The organism is Methylobacterium iners (assembly GCF_022179305.1).
Taxonomy (GTDB): Bacteria; Pseudomonadota; Alphaproteobacteria; order Rhizobiales; family Beijerinckiaceae; genus Methylobacterium; species Methylobacterium iners.
Map to the genome: position 1 here is coordinate 30,556 of NZ_BPQP01000056.1, position 19,045 is coordinate 49,600.

At 70.3% G+C, this 19,045-nt stretch carries 15 protein-coding genes and 1 pseudogene; 13 read left to right on the forward strand and 3 right to left on the reverse strand.

Annotated elements, in window-relative coordinates; genetic code table 11:
• Positions 1-22: 22 nt before the first annotated feature.
• From MFF55_RS16980 to MFF55_RS16990, 3 genes are all read left to right on the forward strand, one after another.
• Positions 23-2,080: a carbon starvation CstA family protein gene (locus MFF55_RS16980; RefSeq protein WP_238245282.1), complete on the forward strand. Its 2,058-nt coding sequence runs from the start codon at positions 23-25 to the stop codon at positions 2,078-2,080.
• A gap of 7 nt (positions 2,081-2,087) precedes the next feature.
• On the forward strand, positions 2,088-2,318 hold the full coding sequence (locus MFF55_RS16985; protein ID WP_238245283.1) for a YbdD/YjiX family protein: 231 nt from the start codon (positions 2,088-2,090) through the stop codon (positions 2,316-2,318).
• A 358-nt stretch (positions 2,319-2,676) separates the two neighbouring features.
• A complete protein-coding gene (locus tag MFF55_RS16990) occupies positions 2,677-3,924 on the forward strand; it encodes a glutamate carboxypeptidase (protein WP_238245284.1) in 1,248 nt (415 codons plus the stop codon).
• A 66-nt stretch (positions 3,925-3,990) separates the two neighbouring features.
• On the opposite strand, the pseudogene MFF55_RS16995 reads toward MFF55_RS16990, so the two are convergent.
• Positions 3,991-5,458: pseudogene (locus tag MFF55_RS16995) on the reverse strand (methyl-accepting chemotaxis protein).
• A complete protein-coding gene (locus tag MFF55_RS17000) occupies positions 5,455-5,823 on the reverse strand; it encodes a hypothetical protein (protein WP_238245285.1) in 369 nt (122 codons plus the stop codon). Before MFF55_RS17000 ends, MFF55_RS16995 begins: the two are co-directional and overlap by 4 nt.
• A gap of 265 nt (positions 5,824-6,088) precedes the next feature.
• On the opposite strand from MFF55_RS17000, the gene MFF55_RS17005 reads away from it, so the two are divergent.
• Both MFF55_RS17005 and MFF55_RS17010 read left to right on the forward strand, forming a co-directional pair.
• The gene (locus MFF55_RS17005) at positions 6,089-7,369 is read left to right on the forward strand and encodes a YjgN family protein (protein ID WP_238245286.1); all 1,281 of its coding nucleotides are present in this window, start codon (positions 6,089-6,091) and stop codon (positions 7,367-7,369) included.
• Positions 7,369-8,457: a M48 family metallopeptidase gene (locus tag MFF55_RS17010; RefSeq protein ID WP_238245287.1), complete on the forward strand. Its 1,089-nt coding sequence runs from the start codon at positions 7,369-7,371 to the stop codon at positions 8,455-8,457. Before MFF55_RS17005 ends, MFF55_RS17010 begins: the two co-directional genes overlap by 1 nt.
• 203 nt (positions 8,458-8,660) lie before the next feature.
• Here MFF55_RS17010 and MFF55_RS17015 read toward each other — a convergent pair whose 3' ends face one another.
• Positions 8,661-8,900, reverse strand: a complete 240-nt coding sequence (locus MFF55_RS17015; RefSeq protein ID WP_238245288.1) for a hypothetical protein — start codon at positions 8,898-8,900, stop codon at positions 8,661-8,663.
• Between the two features lie 286 nt (positions 8,901-9,186).
• Between MFF55_RS17015 and MFF55_RS17020 the strand changes: the two genes are divergently transcribed.
• From MFF55_RS17020 to MFF55_RS17055, 8 genes are all read left to right on the forward strand, one after another.
• Positions 9,187-12,411, forward strand: a complete 3,225-nt coding sequence (locus MFF55_RS17020; protein ID WP_238245289.1) for an efflux RND transporter permease subunit — start codon at positions 9,187-9,189, stop codon at positions 12,409-12,411.
• 52 nt (positions 12,412-12,463) lie between these two features.
• Positions 12,464-13,747 carry an efflux RND transporter periplasmic adaptor subunit gene (locus tag MFF55_RS17025; RefSeq protein ID WP_238245290.1) on the forward strand — a complete coding sequence of 428 codons (1,284 nt, stop codon included), beginning with the start codon at positions 12,464-12,466 and terminating at the stop codon, positions 13,745-13,747.
• 301 nt (positions 13,748-14,048) lie between these two features.
• Positions 14,049-15,221, forward strand: coding sequence for an MFS transporter (locus tag MFF55_RS17030; RefSeq protein WP_238245291.1), 1,173 nt, complete (start codon positions 14,049-14,051; stop codon positions 15,219-15,221).
• Positions 15,222-15,327: 106 nt separating this feature from the next.
• On the forward strand, positions 15,328-15,495 hold the full coding sequence (rpmG, locus tag MFF55_RS17035; RefSeq protein ID WP_132250518.1) for a 50S ribosomal protein L33: 168 nt from the start codon (positions 15,328-15,330) through the stop codon (positions 15,493-15,495).
• A 270-nt stretch (positions 15,496-15,765) separates the two neighbouring features.
• Complete coding sequence (locus tag MFF55_RS17040) at positions 15,766-16,374, forward strand: hypothetical protein (RefSeq protein WP_238245292.1); 609 nt, start codon at positions 15,766-15,768, stop codon at positions 16,372-16,374.
• Positions 16,375-16,726: 352 nt separating this feature from the next.
• The gene (gene msuE, locus MFF55_RS17045; RefSeq protein WP_238245293.1) at positions 16,727-17,317 is read left to right on the forward strand and encodes an FMN reductase; all 591 of its coding nucleotides are present in this window, start codon (positions 16,727-16,729) and stop codon (positions 17,315-17,317) included.
• 41 nt (positions 17,318-17,358) lie between these two features.
• Positions 17,359-18,138 (forward strand): aliphatic sulfonate ABC transporter permease SsuC, encoded by a 780-nt coding sequence (ssuC, locus tag MFF55_RS17050; protein WP_238245294.1) that lies wholly within the window; start codon positions 17,359-17,361, stop codon positions 18,136-18,138.
• 50 nt (positions 18,139-18,188) lie between these two features.
• Positions 18,189-19,028 (forward strand): ATP-binding cassette domain-containing protein, encoded by an 840-nt coding sequence (locus tag MFF55_RS17055; protein WP_238245295.1) that lies wholly within the window; start codon positions 18,189-18,191, stop codon positions 19,026-19,028.
• Positions 19,029-19,045: the final 17 nt, after the last annotated feature.

Here is a 19,045-nt window from a genome sequence, read left to right on the forward strand (position 1 = left end):
GGGTCGCTGGAGCGAGGCGTCGATGAGTGCGATTGCGAAGCACGGGCCCTGGGCCCTGGTCGGAGCCCTGGGCGCGGCCGCCCTGGCGATCGTCGCCACCAGCCGCGGCGAGAGCATCAACGCGCTCTGGGTCGTGGTGGCCGCGATCTGCGTCTACCTGATCTCCTATCGCTACTACTCGCTCTTCATCGCCGACAAGGTGATGCGCCTCGAGCCCGGGCGCGCGACGCCGGCCCACCGCCTCAACGACGGGCTCGACTACGTCCCCACCAACAAGACGGTGCTGTTCGGCCACCATTTCGCGGCCATTGCCGGCGCCGGTCCCCTCGTCGGCCCGGTGCTCGCCGCGCAGATGGGCTACCTGCCCGGCATGCTCTGGATCCTGGCCGGCGTCGTGATCGCGGGCGCGGTGCAGGACTTCATGATCCTGTTCATCTCGATGCGCCGCGACGGGCGCTCGCTGGGCGAGCTGATCCGGGCCGAGCTCGGCGTCATTCCGGGGGTGATCGCGCTGTTCGGCACCTTCATGATCATGATCATCCTGCTGGCCGTGCTGGCGATGGTCGTCGTCAAGGCGCTGGCCGAGAGCCCCTGGGGCACCTTCACGGTGGCGGCGACGATCCCGATCGCCCTGCTGATGGGCCTCTATGCGCGCTTCGTCCGGCCCGGCAAGGTCGGCGAGGTCTCGATCATCGGCTTCATCCTGCTCATGGCCGCGATCGTCTATGGCGGCCAGATCGCGGCCGACCCCTATTGGGGCCCGGCCTTCACCTTCACGGGCACGCAGCTCACCTGGATGCTGATCGGCTACGGCTTCGTCGCCGCGATCCTGCCGGTCTGGCTGCTGCTCGCGCCGCGCGACTACCTCTCGACCTTCCTCAAGATCGGCACCATCGTCGGGCTCGCCATCGGCATCGTCTTCGTGGCGCCGCAGATGCAGATGCCGGCGGTGACGAAGTTCGTCGACGGCACCGGCCCGGTCTGGGCGGGCTCGCTGTTCCCGTTCCTGTTCATCACCATCGCCTGCGGCGCGGTCTCGGGCTTCCACTCGCTGATCTCGTCGGGCACCACGCCGAAGCTCGTCGACAACGAGGTCGACACCCGCTTCATCGGCTATGGCGGCATGCTCATGGAGAGCTTCGTCGCCATCATGGCGCTGGTGGCCGCCAGCGTCATCGATCCGGGCGTCTACTTCACCATGAACTCGCCCGGCGCGCTGCTCGGCACGACGCCCGAGAGCGCGGCCGCGGCGGTGACCAAGCTCGGCTTCCCCATCGCCCCCGAGGTCATCGCCGAGACCGCCAAGGATGTCGGCGAGACCTCGATCATCGCCCGCACCGGCGGCGCCCCGACGCTCGCCGTCGGCATGGCCCACATCATCTCCTCGGCCATCGGCGGCAAGGCGATGATGGCCTTCTGGTACCATTTCGCGATCCTGTTCGAGGCCCTGTTCATCCTGACCGCGGTGGATGCCGGCACGCGGGCCGGCCGCTTCATGCTGCAGGACCTGCTCGGCCTCGTCTCGCCACGGTTCAAGGACACGACGGCCTGGGTTCCGAGCGTGCTCGCCACCGCCGTCTGCGTGGGCGCCTGGGGCTTCTTCCTCTACCAGGGCGTGACGGACCCGTTGGGGGGCATCTACACCCTGTGGCCGCTCTTCGGCATCTCGAACCAGATGCTGGCCGCCGTGGCGCTGACGCTCGCCACCGTCGTGATCTTCAAGATGAAGCGCGAGCGCTACGCCTTCGTCACGATCATCCCGACGGTGTGGCTCTGCATCTGCACGCTGACGGCGGGCTGGCAGAAGATCTTCTCGCCCGACCCCAAGATCGGCTTCCTCAGCCACGCCGACCGCTTCTCGGCCGCGATCGCCGAGGGCAAGGTGCTGGCGCCGGCAAAAAGCATGGACGACATGCACAAGATCGTCTTTAACGACCGCATCGACGCCGGCCTCGCCGTGCTCTTCGTCGGCCTCGTCGTCGCGATCGCGGTGTTCGGCATCATGGCCTGCGTGAAGGCCTACCGCGCCGACCGCTGGACGGCGCTGGAAGCCGATCCGAAGCTCGCCCCGGCGGAGTGAGGCGACGATGATGGGCATGGCCGCGTCCCAGGGCTATCGCGAGCGCCTGAAGGCGCTCGGCAAATGCGTCTGCGACGGCGCCCGCCTCATGGTGGGGCAGGGCGATTACGGGGCCTACGTCGCCCACATCGCGAAGACGCATCCCGACCAGGCGCCGATGACCGAGCGCGAATTCTTCCGCAATCGCGAGAACGCCCGGTTCGGCGTTGGCAACGGCAGCGGTTTCCGCTGTTGCTAATGGAAGCCTGACGCTTGGTGCCACTCGCCACGGGCGTTTCGCTGCCTTTCCGCTTCCGAACGGATGTTCGGCGTCGCGTTCGGCCCTGAGCCGAAAAACCTCGAATGTCACCATCGCGGTCGCAGCCGTTGATGTTGCATCCGGGAGGACAACGCGAACAGCGGCCTCTCAGAGCTGGCCGATAGGGACTTCCGGCGAAACGCGCGTTGGATGATCCGATGAACGGCCGACCCGGCGCCTGTTCCGGAACTTCCAGCGGGCTCCACGATCATCAGGCGTCGCGAGCTGCGGCGGGCCGACGCGAACCGTGTTCGGCCCGGCCCCCAGACGAACGGAACCAGCCCGAAGAGGACACCCGATGATCCGAACGCTTGCCTTGGCCGCCACCCTGGCCCTTGCCCCGCTCGCGGCCGATGCCGAGCCGGACGCGACGGTGCTCGCCGCCGCGAAGGCGCAGGATCGGCCCCTGCGCGAGACGCTCGCCGGCCTCGTCAACGTCGATACCGGCACCGGGCAGGTTCCTGGCCTGTCGAAGCTCGAAGTCCTGCTGCGCACTCGGCTCGAAGCCCTCGGCGTTGCCGTCGAGGCGCGGCCGGCCCCGCCCTTCGGCGGCAACACGCTGATCGGCACCCTGAAGGGATCGGGCCGCGCCAAGCTGATGATGATCGTCCACTACGATACGGTCTTCGGCGAGGGCGAGGCGGCCAAGCGTCCCTACACGGAACGGGATGGGCGCGCCTACGGACCGGGCGTGGCCGACGCCAAGGCCGGCATCGCCATCATCCTGCACACGCTCGCCGCCCTGAAGGCCCTCGACTTCACGAGCTACGGGCAGATCACGGTGGTCTTCAACCCGGACGAGGAGCGCGGCTCGCGCGGCTCGCAGGACGCGATCCGGGCGGTCGCGGCGGACCAGGACGCGGTGCTCTCCTTCGAGCCGACCTTCGCCGACGAGGCGGTCGATGCGGCGACCATCGCCACGAAGGGAATCAACTACGCGAGCCTCACCGTGAAGGGGCACTCGGCCCACGCCGGCGGCGCGCCGGAGGCGGGCCGGAACGCCGTGACCGAACTCGCCCATCAGCTCCTGCAGCTGCAGGAACTCGGCGACAAGGGGAAGGGCACGAGCCTCAACTGGACGGTGGTCCAGGGCGGCACCAAGTCGAACATCATCCCGGACCTCGCCAAGGCCGAGGGCGACATGCGCTACTTCGAGGCCGGCGAGTACGACCGCGTCCTGACTCAGGCGCGCCGGATCGTCGAGAATCGCCGCGTGCCCGACACCCAAGTGACCTTCGATCTCGCGCGGGGCCGCCCGCCGCTGCCGGCGAACCCTGCAACGCGCCGCCTCGGCGAGCAGGCGCGGGCCATCTACCGCGAGGTCGGCGGCGACCTGAAGCTCGTGGAGATCGGCGGCGGCACGGATGCAGCCTATGCCTTCCAGCCGGACAGCCCGGACAAGCCTGCCGTGCTCGAATCTCTCGGCGTGGTCGGCGGCCGCTATCACAGCCCCGACGAGTTTGCGGTGCTCGATAGCCTGACGCCGCGCCTCTACCTCGCGATACGCCTGACGATGCAGCTCTCGCAGGGGGGTGTGAGCCGTTGAGAACGCCTCACGAGCTGTAGGTCGGCACGAGGTCGCCGCCCGACATGCCAGGACTGAGAGCCAGGCTCAGGCCGCGCGGATCGTCGAGAGGAACCGCGCGACCTCGCCGTTGAGGTGCTCGGCCTCGCGCGAGAGCCCGGAGGCCGAGGTCAGGACCTGCGCGGCGGCCGATTGCGTCTCGCCGGCCGCCCCCGCCAGCCCCGCCACGACCTGCGTGACGCCCCCGGTCGCGGAGGCGGCCTGGTTCACGGTCCGGGCGATCTCCTGGGTCGCCGCGCCCTGCTCGGCGACCGCCGCCGCGATCGCCGTCGTGACGTCGCTGATCTCGCGGATGCGGCCCGTGATCGAGCCGATGATCGACACGGCCTGGCCCGTGGCGTCCTGGATGCGGCCGATCTGCCCGGAGATCTCCTCCGTCGCCCGCGTCGTCTGGGAAGCGAGCTCCTTGACCTCGGAGGCGACCACGGCGAAGCCGCGGCCCGCCTCGCCGGCCCGCGCCGCCTCGATGGTGGCGTTGAGCGCCAGGAGATTGGTCTGCGAGGCGATGCGAGATGAGGCCGACGACGTCGCCGATGCGCGACGCGGCCGCGCTGAGCTCCCCCACGAGGGCGACGGTGGCGTCGGCGTCCGTGACCGCGGCCTGGACGAGGCCGGCCGAGCCGTCGACCTGCCGGCCGATCTCCCCGACCGCCTGCCCGAGTTCCTCGGCCGCGCCCGCGGCCGCGTCGACGCTGCCCGACGCGTCGCCCGCGGCCTCGGCGGCCCGCGTCGACTGCGTCGCGGTCCGGTCGGCGGTGGCGCTCATGCCCTGGGCGGTGCCCTGAAGCTCGGAGGCGGCGGCCGAGACCTTCGCGACGATCTCGCCGACGGCCTGCTCGAAGGTATCCGCGAGCTGCCGCGTGCCCTGGCGCCGGGCCGTTTCGGCCTCGCCCCGCGCCTCGACGGCGGCGTTCTCGAGGCCCCTCATCCGGGCAAGCTGCGTCTGCGCGGCCTGCTCGGAATCCGCGAGCGCCGCGAACGAGCCTTCGATCGTGCGGCAGGTCCAGATCAGGACCCCCGTCTCGACGGCGACGATGACGGCGTGCAGCACGACCCGCGCGAGATCGCCGCCCGCCGAATCGCCCGGGAACACCAGCGCCGGCATGAGGCGATCGAGGGCGAGGTGATGAAGCGCCGTCGCGGCCGCGGCGGCCAGGATCACCCGCCAGTCGCACCAGCCTACGAGCACGGCGAGGCAGGCGAAGAAGTACATGTGCAGGTCGATCTGCCAGGGATGGGCCGCCAGGGCGAAGAGGAAGACGGCCGCCATGCCGATCAGCGCGACCGCGCTGACGATCCGCGTCGCGGGGCCGGTCGCATCGTTCCACCAGAACGCCGTCGTCACCCCGGCGAGGAGGGCCGCGGCCAGGACGGGCCCGAAGGAGAAGCCCTGCCCCAGGATCATCTCGCCGACCGCGACGAGCGCGACGTGGCACCAGAGGAGGCCCACCAGGAAGCGCGCGAAGCTGGCGCGGAGCGTGTCGAGATCGGTCATGACGGCGGGGTCGCTCGGGCTGCTTGGGTCGGCGGGCGGTGTCGCGGCGGCAGGTCGGCGCCGCACAGCGTCGCGACGATGGGATCGAGCACGAGCCAGGCGCCCTCCGCGTAGAGGCGAAGCACGTAGCCGGGCTCCCCCGAACGGGCGATGATGACGTTGTCCGCCGCCCCCGCCCGCAGGATGTCGCCTCCGGCCCCCGCCACGATCCGGGCCATCTCGGGCATGGTTCTGGCCGGGCCGCCCACGACCGCGACGGTGTCGCCGCGCGGTGCGGCGAGAACCAGGAACGGGCAGAGGAGGACGAGCGCGACCCCCGCGATGCCGCGCGCCGCGAGGGCTCCGGGGGCGAAGGAAGTGCTCATGCAGTCCGGGGGCGCTCGGCGAGGACGTGGATCTATAATGCAGTTTGGTTAAACAAATGTTGTATCCGCCACGCGCCGCCCGCTTCCGCGTCCCCGGATGGCCGCCGCCCGGACGACCGCGGATCGCAACCTTGACTTGAAGGGGCCTGCACGGCACCGCTCCGCCTCGCCGCACCGGGCGATGTGCGATTTGCAACTTGAACCGGTGCTGCAACCCTCGGATCATCGAAGCCTGACGGGATCGATCAGCGGAGAGGCGGGCGGCATGGTTTCCTTCGGCGGCGGGCAGGGTGCGGCGGCAGGCCGGACCGGCGAGATCGGGTTCGACCGGCGTGTTCCGGGGCTCACGGGCATCGCCGTGCGGGGCTTCCTGCTCTCGCTGATCACCTTCGGCATCTACCGCTTCTGGTACGTGACCGAGCTGCGCCGCTACTTCTGGAGCCGCACCATCGTCGACGGCAGCCCGGCCGAGTACACGGGCCGGGGCAAGGAGCTCTTCCTCGGCTTCCTCGTCGCGCTGGCGATCCTCATCCCGATCTACGTCGCGATCTTCGTCGCCACGATCTCCCTGCCGTGGCTCGCGCCCGTCGGCGGCCTCGTCTCGTTCGCCGTCCTGTTCCTTCTCGGGCAATACGCCCTCTATCGCGGCCGCCGCTACCGGGCCTCCCGGACCCTGTGGCGGGGCATCCGCCTCGGGCAGGACGGCTCCGGCTTCGTCTACGCGCTCATGGCCGCGGGCTGGTGGACCCTCACCTTCCTGACGTCGGGCCTCGCCTTCCCCTTCATGCGGGCCGCGCTGGAGCGCTATCGGATCAATCACACCCTCATCGGCGCGAGCCGCATGAAGTCCGAGGCGAGGGGGCTGTCGATCCTCCTGCCCTGGCTGCTCTTCTACGCGGTCGTGCTCCTGCCCATCGTCGGGAGCTTCGTCGCCGCCTTCATCGCGCTCGGCTACACCATTCCCTCCGACCTCATCGAGACCGACGCGCTGGGCAAGAGCGTCCTCAACCCGGACTACGCGGATTCCGTCGGCGGACCCCTCGGCGTGGCCCTCGTCGCGGCCCCGAGCTTCGGCCTGATCGCGGCTTTGCTGCTGATCCCGTTCTACCGGGCCCGCGAGACGCGGGTCTTCATGAACGCCGCGAGCCTCGGGCCCGTGCGCCTCGCCTCGAACCTCCGGGCGCGGCAATTCTACTGGCCCTACATCGTCTACTTCCTGTCGATCATCGGGTTCGTTCTCGTCCTCGGAATCATCGTCCTCCTCGGCGGGCTGCTCTTTCGGACGGCGGGCGCCGAGAGCGGCTTCCACATCGCGATCGCACTTGGCGCCATCGTGCTTTATCTCGGCGGCGCGCTCCTCGCCGCGGTGCTCTACGTCCGCGTCATCACGGCCCGGCTCTGGCACGCGGTCGCCGCGACCACGGTCGTGGAGAATGCGGGCGAACTCGATGCCGTCCTCGCGTCGAGCCGCCGCCAGGCGAGCGGCCTCAACGAGGGCATGGCCGATGCGCTCGACGTCGGCGGCGCCCTGGAGATCGGCTTCTAGTGTCGGGACCGACGGCGGCCGGCACCTATTTCGACGGCCGCAGCGCGCGCCCCCACCCGGTCGAGCTTCGGCTGACCGACCAGCTCGCGATCACGGGCGAGGGCATCGCCCTTGCCTGGGACCTGTTCGCGGTCCGGACGGCGGGCGCCGTACCGCCGATCACGCGGCTTCGAAGGGCAGGCGATCCCGCGCTCGTCGAGTTCTCCGACGAGGTCTTCGCGGCCTCCCTGCGCGCCGCCTGCCCGGACTTCGAGCAGGAGGAGAAGGCGGAGGGCGGCGGGCGGCTTCGGCTCGTGCTCTGGTCGGTCGCGGCGGGCCTCTCGGTGCTGCTCGTGGCGATCTTCGGCGTTCCGGCGGTCGCCGTTCGGCTCGCCCCCCTGGTGCCGTCCGGCCTGGAGGCGCGGCTCGGCGCGGTCGTCGACGGCGAGATCGTCCGGCTCCTCGACGAGCCGCCCGAATGCAGCCACGCGCCGGCCCGGGCCGTCCTCGACCGCCTCGTGCAGCGCCTGGCGCAGGGGCGTAACCTGCCGGCAGAGATCCGGGTCAGCGTGCGCAAGCACGACATGGCCAACGCCCTGACCCTGCCCGGGGGACGGGTGATCGTGCTCTCGGGCCTGATCGAGCGATCGAAGAGCGCGGACGAGTTCGCCGGCGTCCTCGCGCACGAGCTCGGCCACGTCGCCGCCCGGGACCCAATGCGCTCGCTCATCGCGGCGAGCGGAACCTCGTTCCTCCTCAGCCTCGTCCTCGGCGACCTCACGGGGTCGACGATCATCGTCGCCGCCGGCCAGGCGGCGATCTCGGCGGGCTATTCCCGCGACGCGGAACGCGCCGCCGACGATTACGCCGTGGCGACGATGACCGGGGCGGGCGGCCGCGGCGAGGCGCTGGCCAGCGTGCTGGAGCGGATCGCGGGGAACGAGAAGCGCGAGGGCGCAAGCGACTTCCTGCGCAGCCACCCCTTCACCGACGAGCGGGCCAAGCGCATCCGCGCGCAGGCCGGGGGGGAATCCGAGCAGGCGCGGATTCTCGACGAGGCGGACTGGGCGGTGCTGAAGGGGATCTGCCGGGGTGCGGAGAAGAGGTAGCCGGCCCACGGACAATGCGCTTCGTGCAGCGTTCCTGGGCTGAGATGTTCATGACGCTGCGGAAGACAGAAGGGCCATCCGGCAGCCGCTCCATCCCTCACAGGAGGAATGGCCTCAATGCGCGCGACGCGCGAAGTAGAGCGTGCCGAGCCCGAGCGCGAGGCCGCCGACCGGCAGGATGAGCAGCAGCAGAATGTCCGTGGTCATGGCCGCATCATCTCCCTGAGATAGCGCCTTGCCGACCAATGTAGGGCCGCGCTCGCCAGGCAGCGAACGAGCGAGATGGCCCCGATCACGCTGCGCGGCACGAGCGACGGGCCCGACGCGGAGAGGGCAGTGAAGATCGGCGTTAGGCCGCCGATCGCGAAGATCGCGGTCGCAAGGTTGTTCACGTAGGTCGCGGTGAGCTTGACCTGTTCGGTTCGCAGCGGATCGGCGGTCAAGCGGTCATCCAAAGCAGGCGGGCAGGCCAGCGGAGCATGACGACGATACCCTTACCGGCACAGGTAATGCTAGGATGTATTCGTGGGCTGCACATCCTGGAGCTGTCGCTTGTTTGAGAGCCGGCCGCCCTGACGAAGGTCCGCGCACCGAGCGCCCGGCTCAGTCCTCCTGCCGACGTCTTCCGTCTGAAAAGCCCCGTCCTCCAAAACCCTGCGTCCCGGCGTCACGGCTGCATCGGCCCTCCGCCTGTGCAACCACGGACCGTCGCGGCGCCGCGGAGATTGCATGGGCCTCGTCCAGTACGCGCTGAAGTTCCGCATCACGATCTACGTGCTCGCCGTGCTGATGATGCTCGGCGGCGGGGCGGCGGTCGTGGTCGCGCCCAAGGACGTGCTGCCGACCGTCGACATCCCGGTCGTGGTGGTGGTCTGGACCTATAACGGCCTCTCGACCACCGAGATGGAACGGCGCATCACCACCTACGCCGAGTTCTCGCTCTCCAACAACGTCAACAACATCGCCCGGATGGAATCGACCACCCTGCAGGGCACGGCGGTCCAGAAGGTCTATTTCGACGGCGCGGTGAGCATCGACCTCGCGATCACGCAGGTCGTCTCGGCGATGAACTCGATCCGCGCGACGATGCCGCCCGGCGTGCAGCCGCCGATCGTGCTGCGCTTCTCGGCCTCGACCGTCCCGGTGATCCAGCTCGCGCTGACCTCCGACAAGGAGAGCCTCACCAAGGTCTTCGACTACGCGCAGTTCCGCATCCGCCAGCGCCTCACCCAGGTCCCGGGCTCGACGCTGCCCTCGCCCTTCGGCGGCACGCCCCGCCAGATCATGGTCGACCTCGACCTCCACGCCCTGCAGGCGCTGGGGCTCACCGTCATCGACGTCACGAACGCGATGAGCGCGCAGAACCTGACCGTGCCCTCGGGCCTCGCCAAGATCGGCGAGCAGCAATACCCGGTCCAGCTCAACGCCTCGCCCGGTGCGATCGACGCGCTGAACCAGATCCCGATCAAGGTGGTCGCCGGCCAGCCCGTCCTCGTGCGCGACGTCGCCAACGTGCGCGACGGCGGCCCGCCGCAGGTCAACATCGTGCGCTCGGACGGCCTGCCCTCGGTGCTGATGCGGGTGTTCAAGAACGGTACCGCCTCGACGCTGGACGTCGTCAACAACGTCAAGGCGGCCCTGCCCGACATCCGCGCGGCGGCGCCCGAGGGCATGAGCATCAAGCCGCTCTTCGATCAGTCCGTCTTCGTCTCGGCGGCGATCGAGGGCGTGATCCACGAGGCGATCATCGCCGCGAGCCTGACCGGCCTGACGATCCTGCTCTTCCTCGGGTCGTGGCGCTCGACCATCGTCGTGCTGATCTCGATCCCGCTCTGCATCCTGACCTCGCTGTCGATCCTGGCGGCGCTCGGCGAGACCATCAACGTCATGACGCTCGGCGGCCTCGCGCTCGCCGTCGGCATCCTCGTCGACGACGCCACGGTCGCGGTCGAGAACACCTACCGGATGTTCGAGGAGGGCGAGCCCTTCCGCAAATCCGTCGTCGAGGGCGCGGCCGGCATCGCCAAGCCCGCGCTGATCTCGACGCTCTCGATCTGCGCGGCCTTCGTCTCCGTCTTCGCGCTCACCGACACGCCGAAATATCTCTTCACGCCGCAGGCGATGGCCGTCGTCTTCGCGATGCTGACCTCCTACGCCCTGTCCCGCACCCTGGTGCCGGTGCTCATCGACGTGCTGGTCGCACCCGAATACGCGGCGCGCCACGGCGACAGGGAGGCTCCGCGCCGGGGCCGCATCGCGACGGCGCTCGAATGGTTGTCGCGCCCGCTGTTCCGCCTCGCCGGGCATTTCCGGCGCGGGTTCGAAGCCCGCTTCGCCCGGTTCCAGCGCGGCTATGTCGGCCTGCTGCACGTGGCCCTGCGCCGCCGCGTCGCGACGCTGGCCTTCGTGGGCTGCGTGCTCGCCGGATCGGCCGGGCTCTTCACCTTCGTCGGCCAGGACTACTTCCCGCAGGTCGCCTCGAGCCAGATGACCCTGCACCTGCGCACCCGGCCCGGCATGCGCATCGAGGCCGCCGAGCAGGTCTTCGCGCAGGTCCAGCGCGTGGTGCGCGAGGTGATCCCCGAGGAGGAGATCGATCAGGTCCTCGACAACATCGGCCTGCCGGCGAACAACTACAACTTCGCCTTCTCGGACGGCTCCTTCGTCGCCTACAACGACGGCCAGATGCTCATCAACCTGAAGAAGGGACACGGCTCGGTGGCGGACTACACCAAGCGTCTGCGCGAAGTCCTGCGCGAGCGCTTCCCCGACGTCGTGTTCTACTTCCAGCCCTCCGACATCATCACGCAGATCCTCAACTTCGGCACGCTGGCGCAGATCGACATCCAGGTGTCGGGCCGCAACACCGCGAAGGACCTGGAGGTCGCCCAGAACATCGTCCGGCGGCTGCGCGAGACCCGCGGCGCCGTCGACGTGCACCTCCACCAGATCGTCGGCACGCCGCAATTCTTCGTCGACGTCGACCGCAAGCTCGCCGCCGAGCTCGGGCTGACGCAGCAGCAGATCGCCCAGGGGCTCAACGTCTCGCTCTCGGGCTCCTTCCAGGTGACGCCGAATTTCTGGAGCGACCCGAAATCGGGCATCCCGTACCAGCTCTGGGTGCAGACGCCGGAATACCGCAACGATTCGCTGACCGCGCTGCAGAACACGCCGCTCCTCGTCGAGGGCGGCTCGGAGCGGCCCGGCGTGCTGACCCTTCTCTCCAGCGTCTCGACGATGCGCCGCGAGGGCTCGCAGACCGTGATCAACCACGTCAACACGCAGCCGACCTTCAACGTCTACGCCGCGGTCCAGGATTCCGACCTCGGCTCGGTGGCGCGCGACATCCGCAAGATCGTCGAGGAGGAGCAGAGGAACCTGCCGGCGCCCGACAAGATCACCGTGCGCGGCCAGATCGAGAGCATGCAATCGGCCTTCTTCCGCCTGCAGATCGGCCTCGCCATCGCGCTGGTGGCCGTCTACCTGCTGATGGCGGTCAACTTCCAGAGCTGGGGCGACCCCTTCGTGGTGATCCTGGCCCTGCCGCTCGCCTTCTGCGGGATCGTCGCAAGCCTGTTCATCACGGGCACGACGTTCTCGATTCCCTCACTCTTCGGAGCGATCATGTCGGTGGGCATCGCCTCGGCCAACTCGATCCTGCTCGTGACCTTCGCCCGGGAGCACCGGGAGGCCACGGGCTGCGGCGCGGTGGAGGCGGCGCTGCTGGCGGGCGAGACCCGCCTGCGGCCGGTGCTGATGACGGCGGGTGCGATGTTCCTCGGCCTGATCCCGATGGCGCTCGGGACCGGCGAGGGCGGCGAGCAGAACGCGGCGCTGGCACGGGCCGTGATGGGCGGCATCGCGGTGGGCACCCCCGCGACGCTGCTCTTCGTGCCCTTCCTCTACGCGCTCCTGCGGCGCGGCGAGGTGAGGCCGCTACAAGATTACGCATGATGCGTTGCCGTGACACGACGTTGATGATGTCAGACCTGAGAGCTTTACGCCGGTGAAGCCGCATTCGAGCCCTCACGAGACCGCCGAGATCCCTCCGCCCCCGCGCAAGGGTCCCTTCGTGCTGGTCGCCCTCGTCGCGATCGGGCTGCTCAGCTATGGCGGCTACGGTCAGTGGCAGCGGCGCGCGGCCGCCGCGGAGACCCAGCGCAAGGTCAACACCTTCGTGCCCAAGCTCCGCACGGCGTCCGTCCAGCGCACCGAGAAGCCGGTCGAGCTGACCCTGCCCGGCCAGACCGACGCCTTCGCCAGGGCCTCGCTGTTCGCCCGCGCCACCGGCTACATCGCCGAGCGCCGGGTGGACCTCGGCAGCCGGGTGCGCAAGGGCGACGTGCTCCTGCGCATCGCCGCCCCTGATCTCGACCAGCAGCTCGCCCAGGCGGAGGCGCAGGTCGGCCAGCTCGAGGCGCAGAGGCTGCAGGCCGTGGCGATGGTCGATCAGGCCAAGGCCAACGTGAACCTCGCCAACGCCACCAACAACCGCACCTCGACGCTCGCGACCCAGGGCTGGGCCTCGAAGCAGAACGCGGATACCTCGCAGGCGGGCGTGCTGAGCCAGAGCGCGACCCTCGCCTCGGCGGAGGCGGGCGTGAAGGTGGCCGAGGCCAACATCAAGGCGCAGGCCGCCACCGTCGACCGGCTCAAGGCGCTCGCGAGCTTCAAGGACGTCACCGCGCCCTTCGACGGCGTCGTCACCGCGCGCAGCGTCGACGTCGGCGACCTCGTCCACGCCGACGGCACCGGGACGGCGCTCCTCTCGATGGAGCGCGACGACATCCTGCGCGTCTCCGTGAACGTGCCGCAGAACGCCGCGATCGGCGTCAAGCCGGGCCTCGACGCCGTGATCAAGGTGCCGCAGATGCCCGAGCGCAGCTTCTCCGGCCAGGTCGAGCGCAGCTCGGTGGCCCTGCAGACCGCCTCCCGCACCCTGACGACCCAGGTCGACGTTCCCAACAAGGACGGCAGCCTGCGCGCCGGCCTCTACGTCTACGTGACGCTCAAGGTGCCCCGGACGGCGCCGGGCGTGATGATCCCGGCCGAGGCGCTCGTGTTCAACCAGCGCGGCACCCAGGTCGTGGTCGCCCGCGACGACGGCACCGTGACTTGGCGCGGCGTCCAGATCGGCCGCGACCTCGGCACGACGATCGAGCTGACCGGCGGCCTGGAGGGCGACGAGCGCATCGTGCTCGGCCCCCCGGCCGACCTGCGCGAGGGCCAGCCCTTCGAGCGCCAGCCCATGCCGGGCGACGAGAGGTCCCCGCGGGCGGCGGTGCGCTGAGTCGTCTCGGACGGGAGCCCGACGCTGAACCGACGCCCGTCGCGCGACCCGCGGGTCCCCTCTCCTAGGGGGAGAGGGACAGGGTGAGGGGCGTGCCCCATCCGGAGAGTTCGCTCCCCTCACCCCAACCCTCTCCCCCTGGGAGAGGGAGCCCCGTCGCGGAGCCCGTTCACGGCGACGAGGCGTGACGCTGACAGCCGGCGGGGAGAGGGGCACGCAACGCACCCGGACACGCATAGCGAAGCGGCGCCGTGCGAGAGGGGCCTTCCCGGCCGCAGCCTCGGCACCCCATATCCGCCCCATGCTCGACAGAACCCCCACGGATGCGCTCGACCGCGCCCGCATCGCGGCGATCACGGCAGCGATCACCTGCATCGCCGTGGTGGGCATCGGCCTCAGCCTGTCGATCCCGCTGCTGTCGATCGAGATGTCGCGGATGGGCGCCTCCAGCACGCTGGTGGGCGTGAACACCGCCGTGGCGGGGCTGGCGAGCATCGTCACCGTGCCCTTCGTGCCCCGGCTCGCCGCGCGGGTCGGCGTCGTTCGCCTGCTGCTCCTGGCGATCGGGACCGGCGCGCTGACGCTCGTCGCCTTCAAGCTCCTGCACGGCATCGCCTGGTGGTTCGTGCTGCGCTTCATCTTCTCGGCGGCGCTCGGCGTGCTGTTCGTGCTCTCCGAGTTCTGGATCAACCATGCCGCGCCGCCCGCCCGGCGCGGCCTGGTGATGGGCATCTATGCCAGCGTCCTCGCCCTCGGCTTCGCCGTCGGCCCGACCCTGCTCGCTGTCCTCGGCACCGAGGGCTACCCGCCCTACCTCGCCGGCGCGGCCCTGTTCCTCTTCGGCATGATCCCGCTGTTCCTGGCGCGCGGGCTGTCGCCCCACCTCACGGGCGGCGGAAGCCGGTCGTTCCTCGGCTATGCCAGGCTGGTGCCCGCCGCGACGCTCGCGGCTCTGGCCTACGGGGCGGTCGAGACCGGCGGCTTCGCGATCCTGCCGCTCTACGGCCTTCGCCTCGGCTACGAGGCCGAGACCGCGGCGGGGCTCGTGAGCGTGCTCTCGCTCGGCAACGTCCTCTTCCAGATCCCGTTCGGCTGGCTCGCCGACAAGGTCGACCGCCGCCGCGTCCTCCTCGGCTCGGCGCTCGGCGGCGCCGTCGGTTGCGCCTTCATCCCGCTCGCCTCGGCCTCGTTCCCGCTCCTCTTGGCTCTGCTCTTCGTCTCGGGCGGGCTCGCCGGAACCCTCTACACGGTCGGGCTCGCCCATCTCGGCGCGAGCGTCCGGGGCGGCGACCTCGCGGGCGCCAACGCCGCCTTCATCGTGCTCTACAATATCGGCCTGATGCTGGGGCCGCCGGTGATCGGCGGCGGCATGGACCTGATGGCGCCGCACGGCTTCGCCTACGCCCTCAGCGGCCTGTTCCTCGCCTACGTCGCGGCCCTCCTCGTCTCCGGGTCGAGGCCGGCGCACCCTTGACGCGGGAGGGCCGATCGGGCATGCACCGCCCCGTATTCGGCCGGGCCCTCCCGGCCCTTTTGCGTTTCGCTCATGCGGAATGCCGCAGCTTCAGGAGCGCCGCGCCATGGCCAAGGCCGTCACCGTCAAGATCAAGCTCGTTTCCACCGCCGACACCGGCTACTTCTACGTCACGAAGAAAAACTCCCGGACGCAGACCGAGAAGCTCTCGATGAAGAAGTACGATCCCGTCGTGCGCAAGCACGTCGATTTCAAGGAAGCCAAGATCAAGTAACCACCGCCCTCGCGGTCGGTCTCAGATGACGGCGTCGCCTGCGGGCGGCGCCGTTTCCGTTTGCAGGGTCGGGATCGCGGGACGGTCCGCATGGGTTCGGACGGGCGGCGCGATGCGGCCCGCCTGCGACCGGATGAGTATCGCCCGCAGGGGATAACCCTCGCCCGGGTCGGCCCTGTTGCGGGAGCGTTGCAGATCGGAGGCGTCGACAACCCTAGGGCGTTGTTAGCGGCGCAAGCTGTGCCGCGCTCTCAACGCACAGGCTGCCTCATGCCCACCCTTTCACGCCTCCTCGCCCTTTGCGGGGCGCTCCTGCTCGGCGGCTGCCTCGCCAGCACGACGAACACGCTGTCCTCCGTCGAGACCGCCGATCTTCGCTTCACCAGCATCGAGGTGCGGGTCCCGCCCGAAACCCAGATCGATTGGACCGAGGCGGTCGACGCCTACCGCGTGAGGCGGGCCCAGGCAGCGCAGGAAGCGTCGCCCGCGACGCCGGCGGAGATCCGCGCCCACGTCGATGCCGTGGCCTCGGCCCGGCTGAGGGCCGCCCTCGAACGCAGCCTGGCGGAGAGGCCGCAGGGGAGCCGATCCGTCCGCCTCGTCACCACGATCACGAGCGTTTCCATCCCCTCGCCCCTGATGCGTGTCATCGCGGGCGGCGGACCGATCGTCGGCGCGGATATCGACATCGTCGATGCGCGGACGGGCGCGGTCCTGACGCGCTACCTGGGCGCGAAGACCCTGCGCGCGGCCGGCCAGGGCGTGGGCGGTACGCTGATCGACGCGGCCCTCGTCTCGGGCGGCATGGACGACCTGTTCGACCGGGCGGCGAACGGCTTCGCCTCAGGGTTCACGGATTGGCTTCGAGCCGCCAAGTGAGCGGCTGCGGCCTCCGCGACTGCGCGCCAAAGCTCGATCGGCCGCGATGCCCGCCGCTTTTCGTTGTTCGTCAAAACGAACAGGCGGAGCGTCCTGCGGCCGGTCAGGATAGGCAAAGGACTGCAGGTTCGATGGACGGGAGGCTGATCATCTCCCGGACTCGGCCTTCCCGCGAAGACTCATCTCCGTTCGCGCGTTCTTTCAAAAGTACGTTTCATTGACGGATACGGCCCGCCCGGACAGACTTTGGGCGCTCGAGGACAGGCCCGGCGGATGCTCCATCCGGCGTCCGAGACGGCATCCGGTCCGCTGCGCGGATGCTCCGCCCACCCCGTTTGATCGGACAGGATCGATGTCGCTTCGTATCGTCGGCTTCAGCGGAAACACGCAGAGACCCTCGAAGACCCGCGCCCTGGTCGAGACGATCGCCGCGGTCGCGTCCGAGCGGCTGGACGTGGACGTCCGGCGCTTCGACATCGTCGATGCCGGGCCCGGCCTCGGCTCGGCCTGGTCCCGCGACGCGCTGCCCCTGCCGGCCCGGCGGGTCACCGAGGCCATCGAGAACGCCGACGCCCTCATCGTGGGCACGCCGGTCTACAAGGGCGCCTATTCGGGCCTGTTCAAGCACCTGTTCGACCTCGTCGATCCCGAGGCGCTCGCCAACAAGCCGGTGATCCTGGCCGCGACCGGGGGCGGCAGCCGCCACGCGCTCGTCGTGGAGCACAGCCTGCGGCCCCTCTTCGGCTTCTTCAACGCGCTGGCCCTGCCGACCGCGATCTATGCCTGCGACGCCGAGTTCCGGGATGGCGTCCTCGTCGACGAGGGCGTCCTGCGCCGCGTGGGCGAGGCCGCCGGCCAGCTCGCCGGCATCCTCGGAGCCCGGCGCGGGACGGTGCTGTCCTACGACGAGATCTGCGCCGCGACCGGGGAGATCGCGCGATGAGCGCGCGCCTCCCCCGCCTCGCCGCCGGCCGGGCCTGAGCCATGGCCCGCACGCTCTCCCACCTGTCCGCCCGCCTGACGCCCTGGCTGGTGCCGGCCGCCATCCTGCTCGGCTGGCAGGCCGCCGCCTCCGCGGGGCTCGTCTCGACGCGCTTCATGCCCGCGCCCACCGACGTGATCGCGGCCGGCATCGCCGCCGCGCGCAGCGGCGAGCTCTGGACCAATCTCGGCGTCAGCTTCCTGCGGGCGGCGACGGGCTTCCTGATCGGCGGCAGCATCGGCTTCGGCCTCGGCCTCGCCAACGGCTTGTCGCGGCTGTCCGAGCGCCTCACCGACACGACGCTCCAGATGATCCGCAACATCCCCCACCTGTCGCTGATCCCGCTGGTGATCCTGTGGTTCGGGATCGACGAGGAGGCCAAGCTCTTCCTGGTCGCGATCGGCGTGTTCTTCCCGATCTACGCCAACACCCTCCACGGCATCCGCTCCGTCGATCCGCAGCTCATCGAGATGGGACGGGTCTACGGGATGTCGTCGGGAACGCTGTTCCGGCGGGTCATCCTGCCGGGCGCGCTGCCCTCGGTCTTCGTGGGCCTTCGCTACGCGCTCGGGATCATGTGGCTGACGCTCATCGTCGCCGAGACGATCTCGGCCTCGTCCGGCCTCGGCTACATGGCGATGCAGGCCCGCGAGTTCATGCTGGTCGACGTCGTGGTGCTGGCGATCGTGATCTATGCCGGCCTCGGCAAGGCCGCCGACGCCCTGACCCGGGTCCTGGAGCGCAGCTTCCTCGCCTGGAACCCGGCCTACCGGAACATCTGAGCCCGACTGAACGCCGCCCCGCCCTCGAAACGCCATCGGTTCGCAACACGATGCTCGCCACGACGCTCAGCGCCCACGAAGACGTCAAGACGGCCGTGCGCCGGGCCGCCCCGCGGGCGGGCGCCGCTCCGCCGGAGGCGACCCGCCAGGCCGGCGAGGGCGTCGGCGTCACCCTGCGCGGCGTCTCGAAATCCTTCGACGGCCACGTCGTCCTCTCCGGGCTCGACCTGCACATTCCGGCCGGCCAGTTCGTGGCCGTGGTCGGCCGCTCCGGCTGCGGGAAGAGCACGCTCCTGCGCCTCATCCTCGGCCTCGAGGCGCCGAGCGACGGGCGGATCGCGTTCGAGTCGCGGGCGCAGCGCAGTCCGACCAAGCGCATCATGTTCCAGGAGCCGCGCCTCCTGCCCTGGGCGCGGGTCGTCGACAACGTCGCGGTCGGCCTCGGCGAGGCCGGCTCGCGCGCCGCGAAGCGCGAGCGGGCGCTCGCCGTGCTCGCCGAGGTCGGCCTGGCGGAGAAGGTCGGGAACTGGCCCGCGACGCTCTCGGGCGGCCAGCGCCAGAGGGTGGCGCTGGCCCGGGCGCTGGTCAGCCGCCCCGGCCTGCTCGCCCTGGACGAGCCGCTGGGCGCGCTCGACGCGCTCACCCGCATCGAGATGCAGGCCATGATCGAGCGGATCTGGCGGGCGCAGGGCTTCACCGCGATCCTCGTCACCCACGACGTGGCGGAGGCCGCCGCGATGGCCGACCGCATCCTCGTCGTCGAGGACGGCCGCGTCGCCCTCGACCTCAAGGTCGACGTGCCCCGCCCGCGCCGGCACGGCGACCCCGATCTCGCGGCGCTCGAGGGCCGCATCCTCGATCACCTCCTGCGCGATCGCCCGCCGGCCTGACCGGCGGCCTCGAGAGA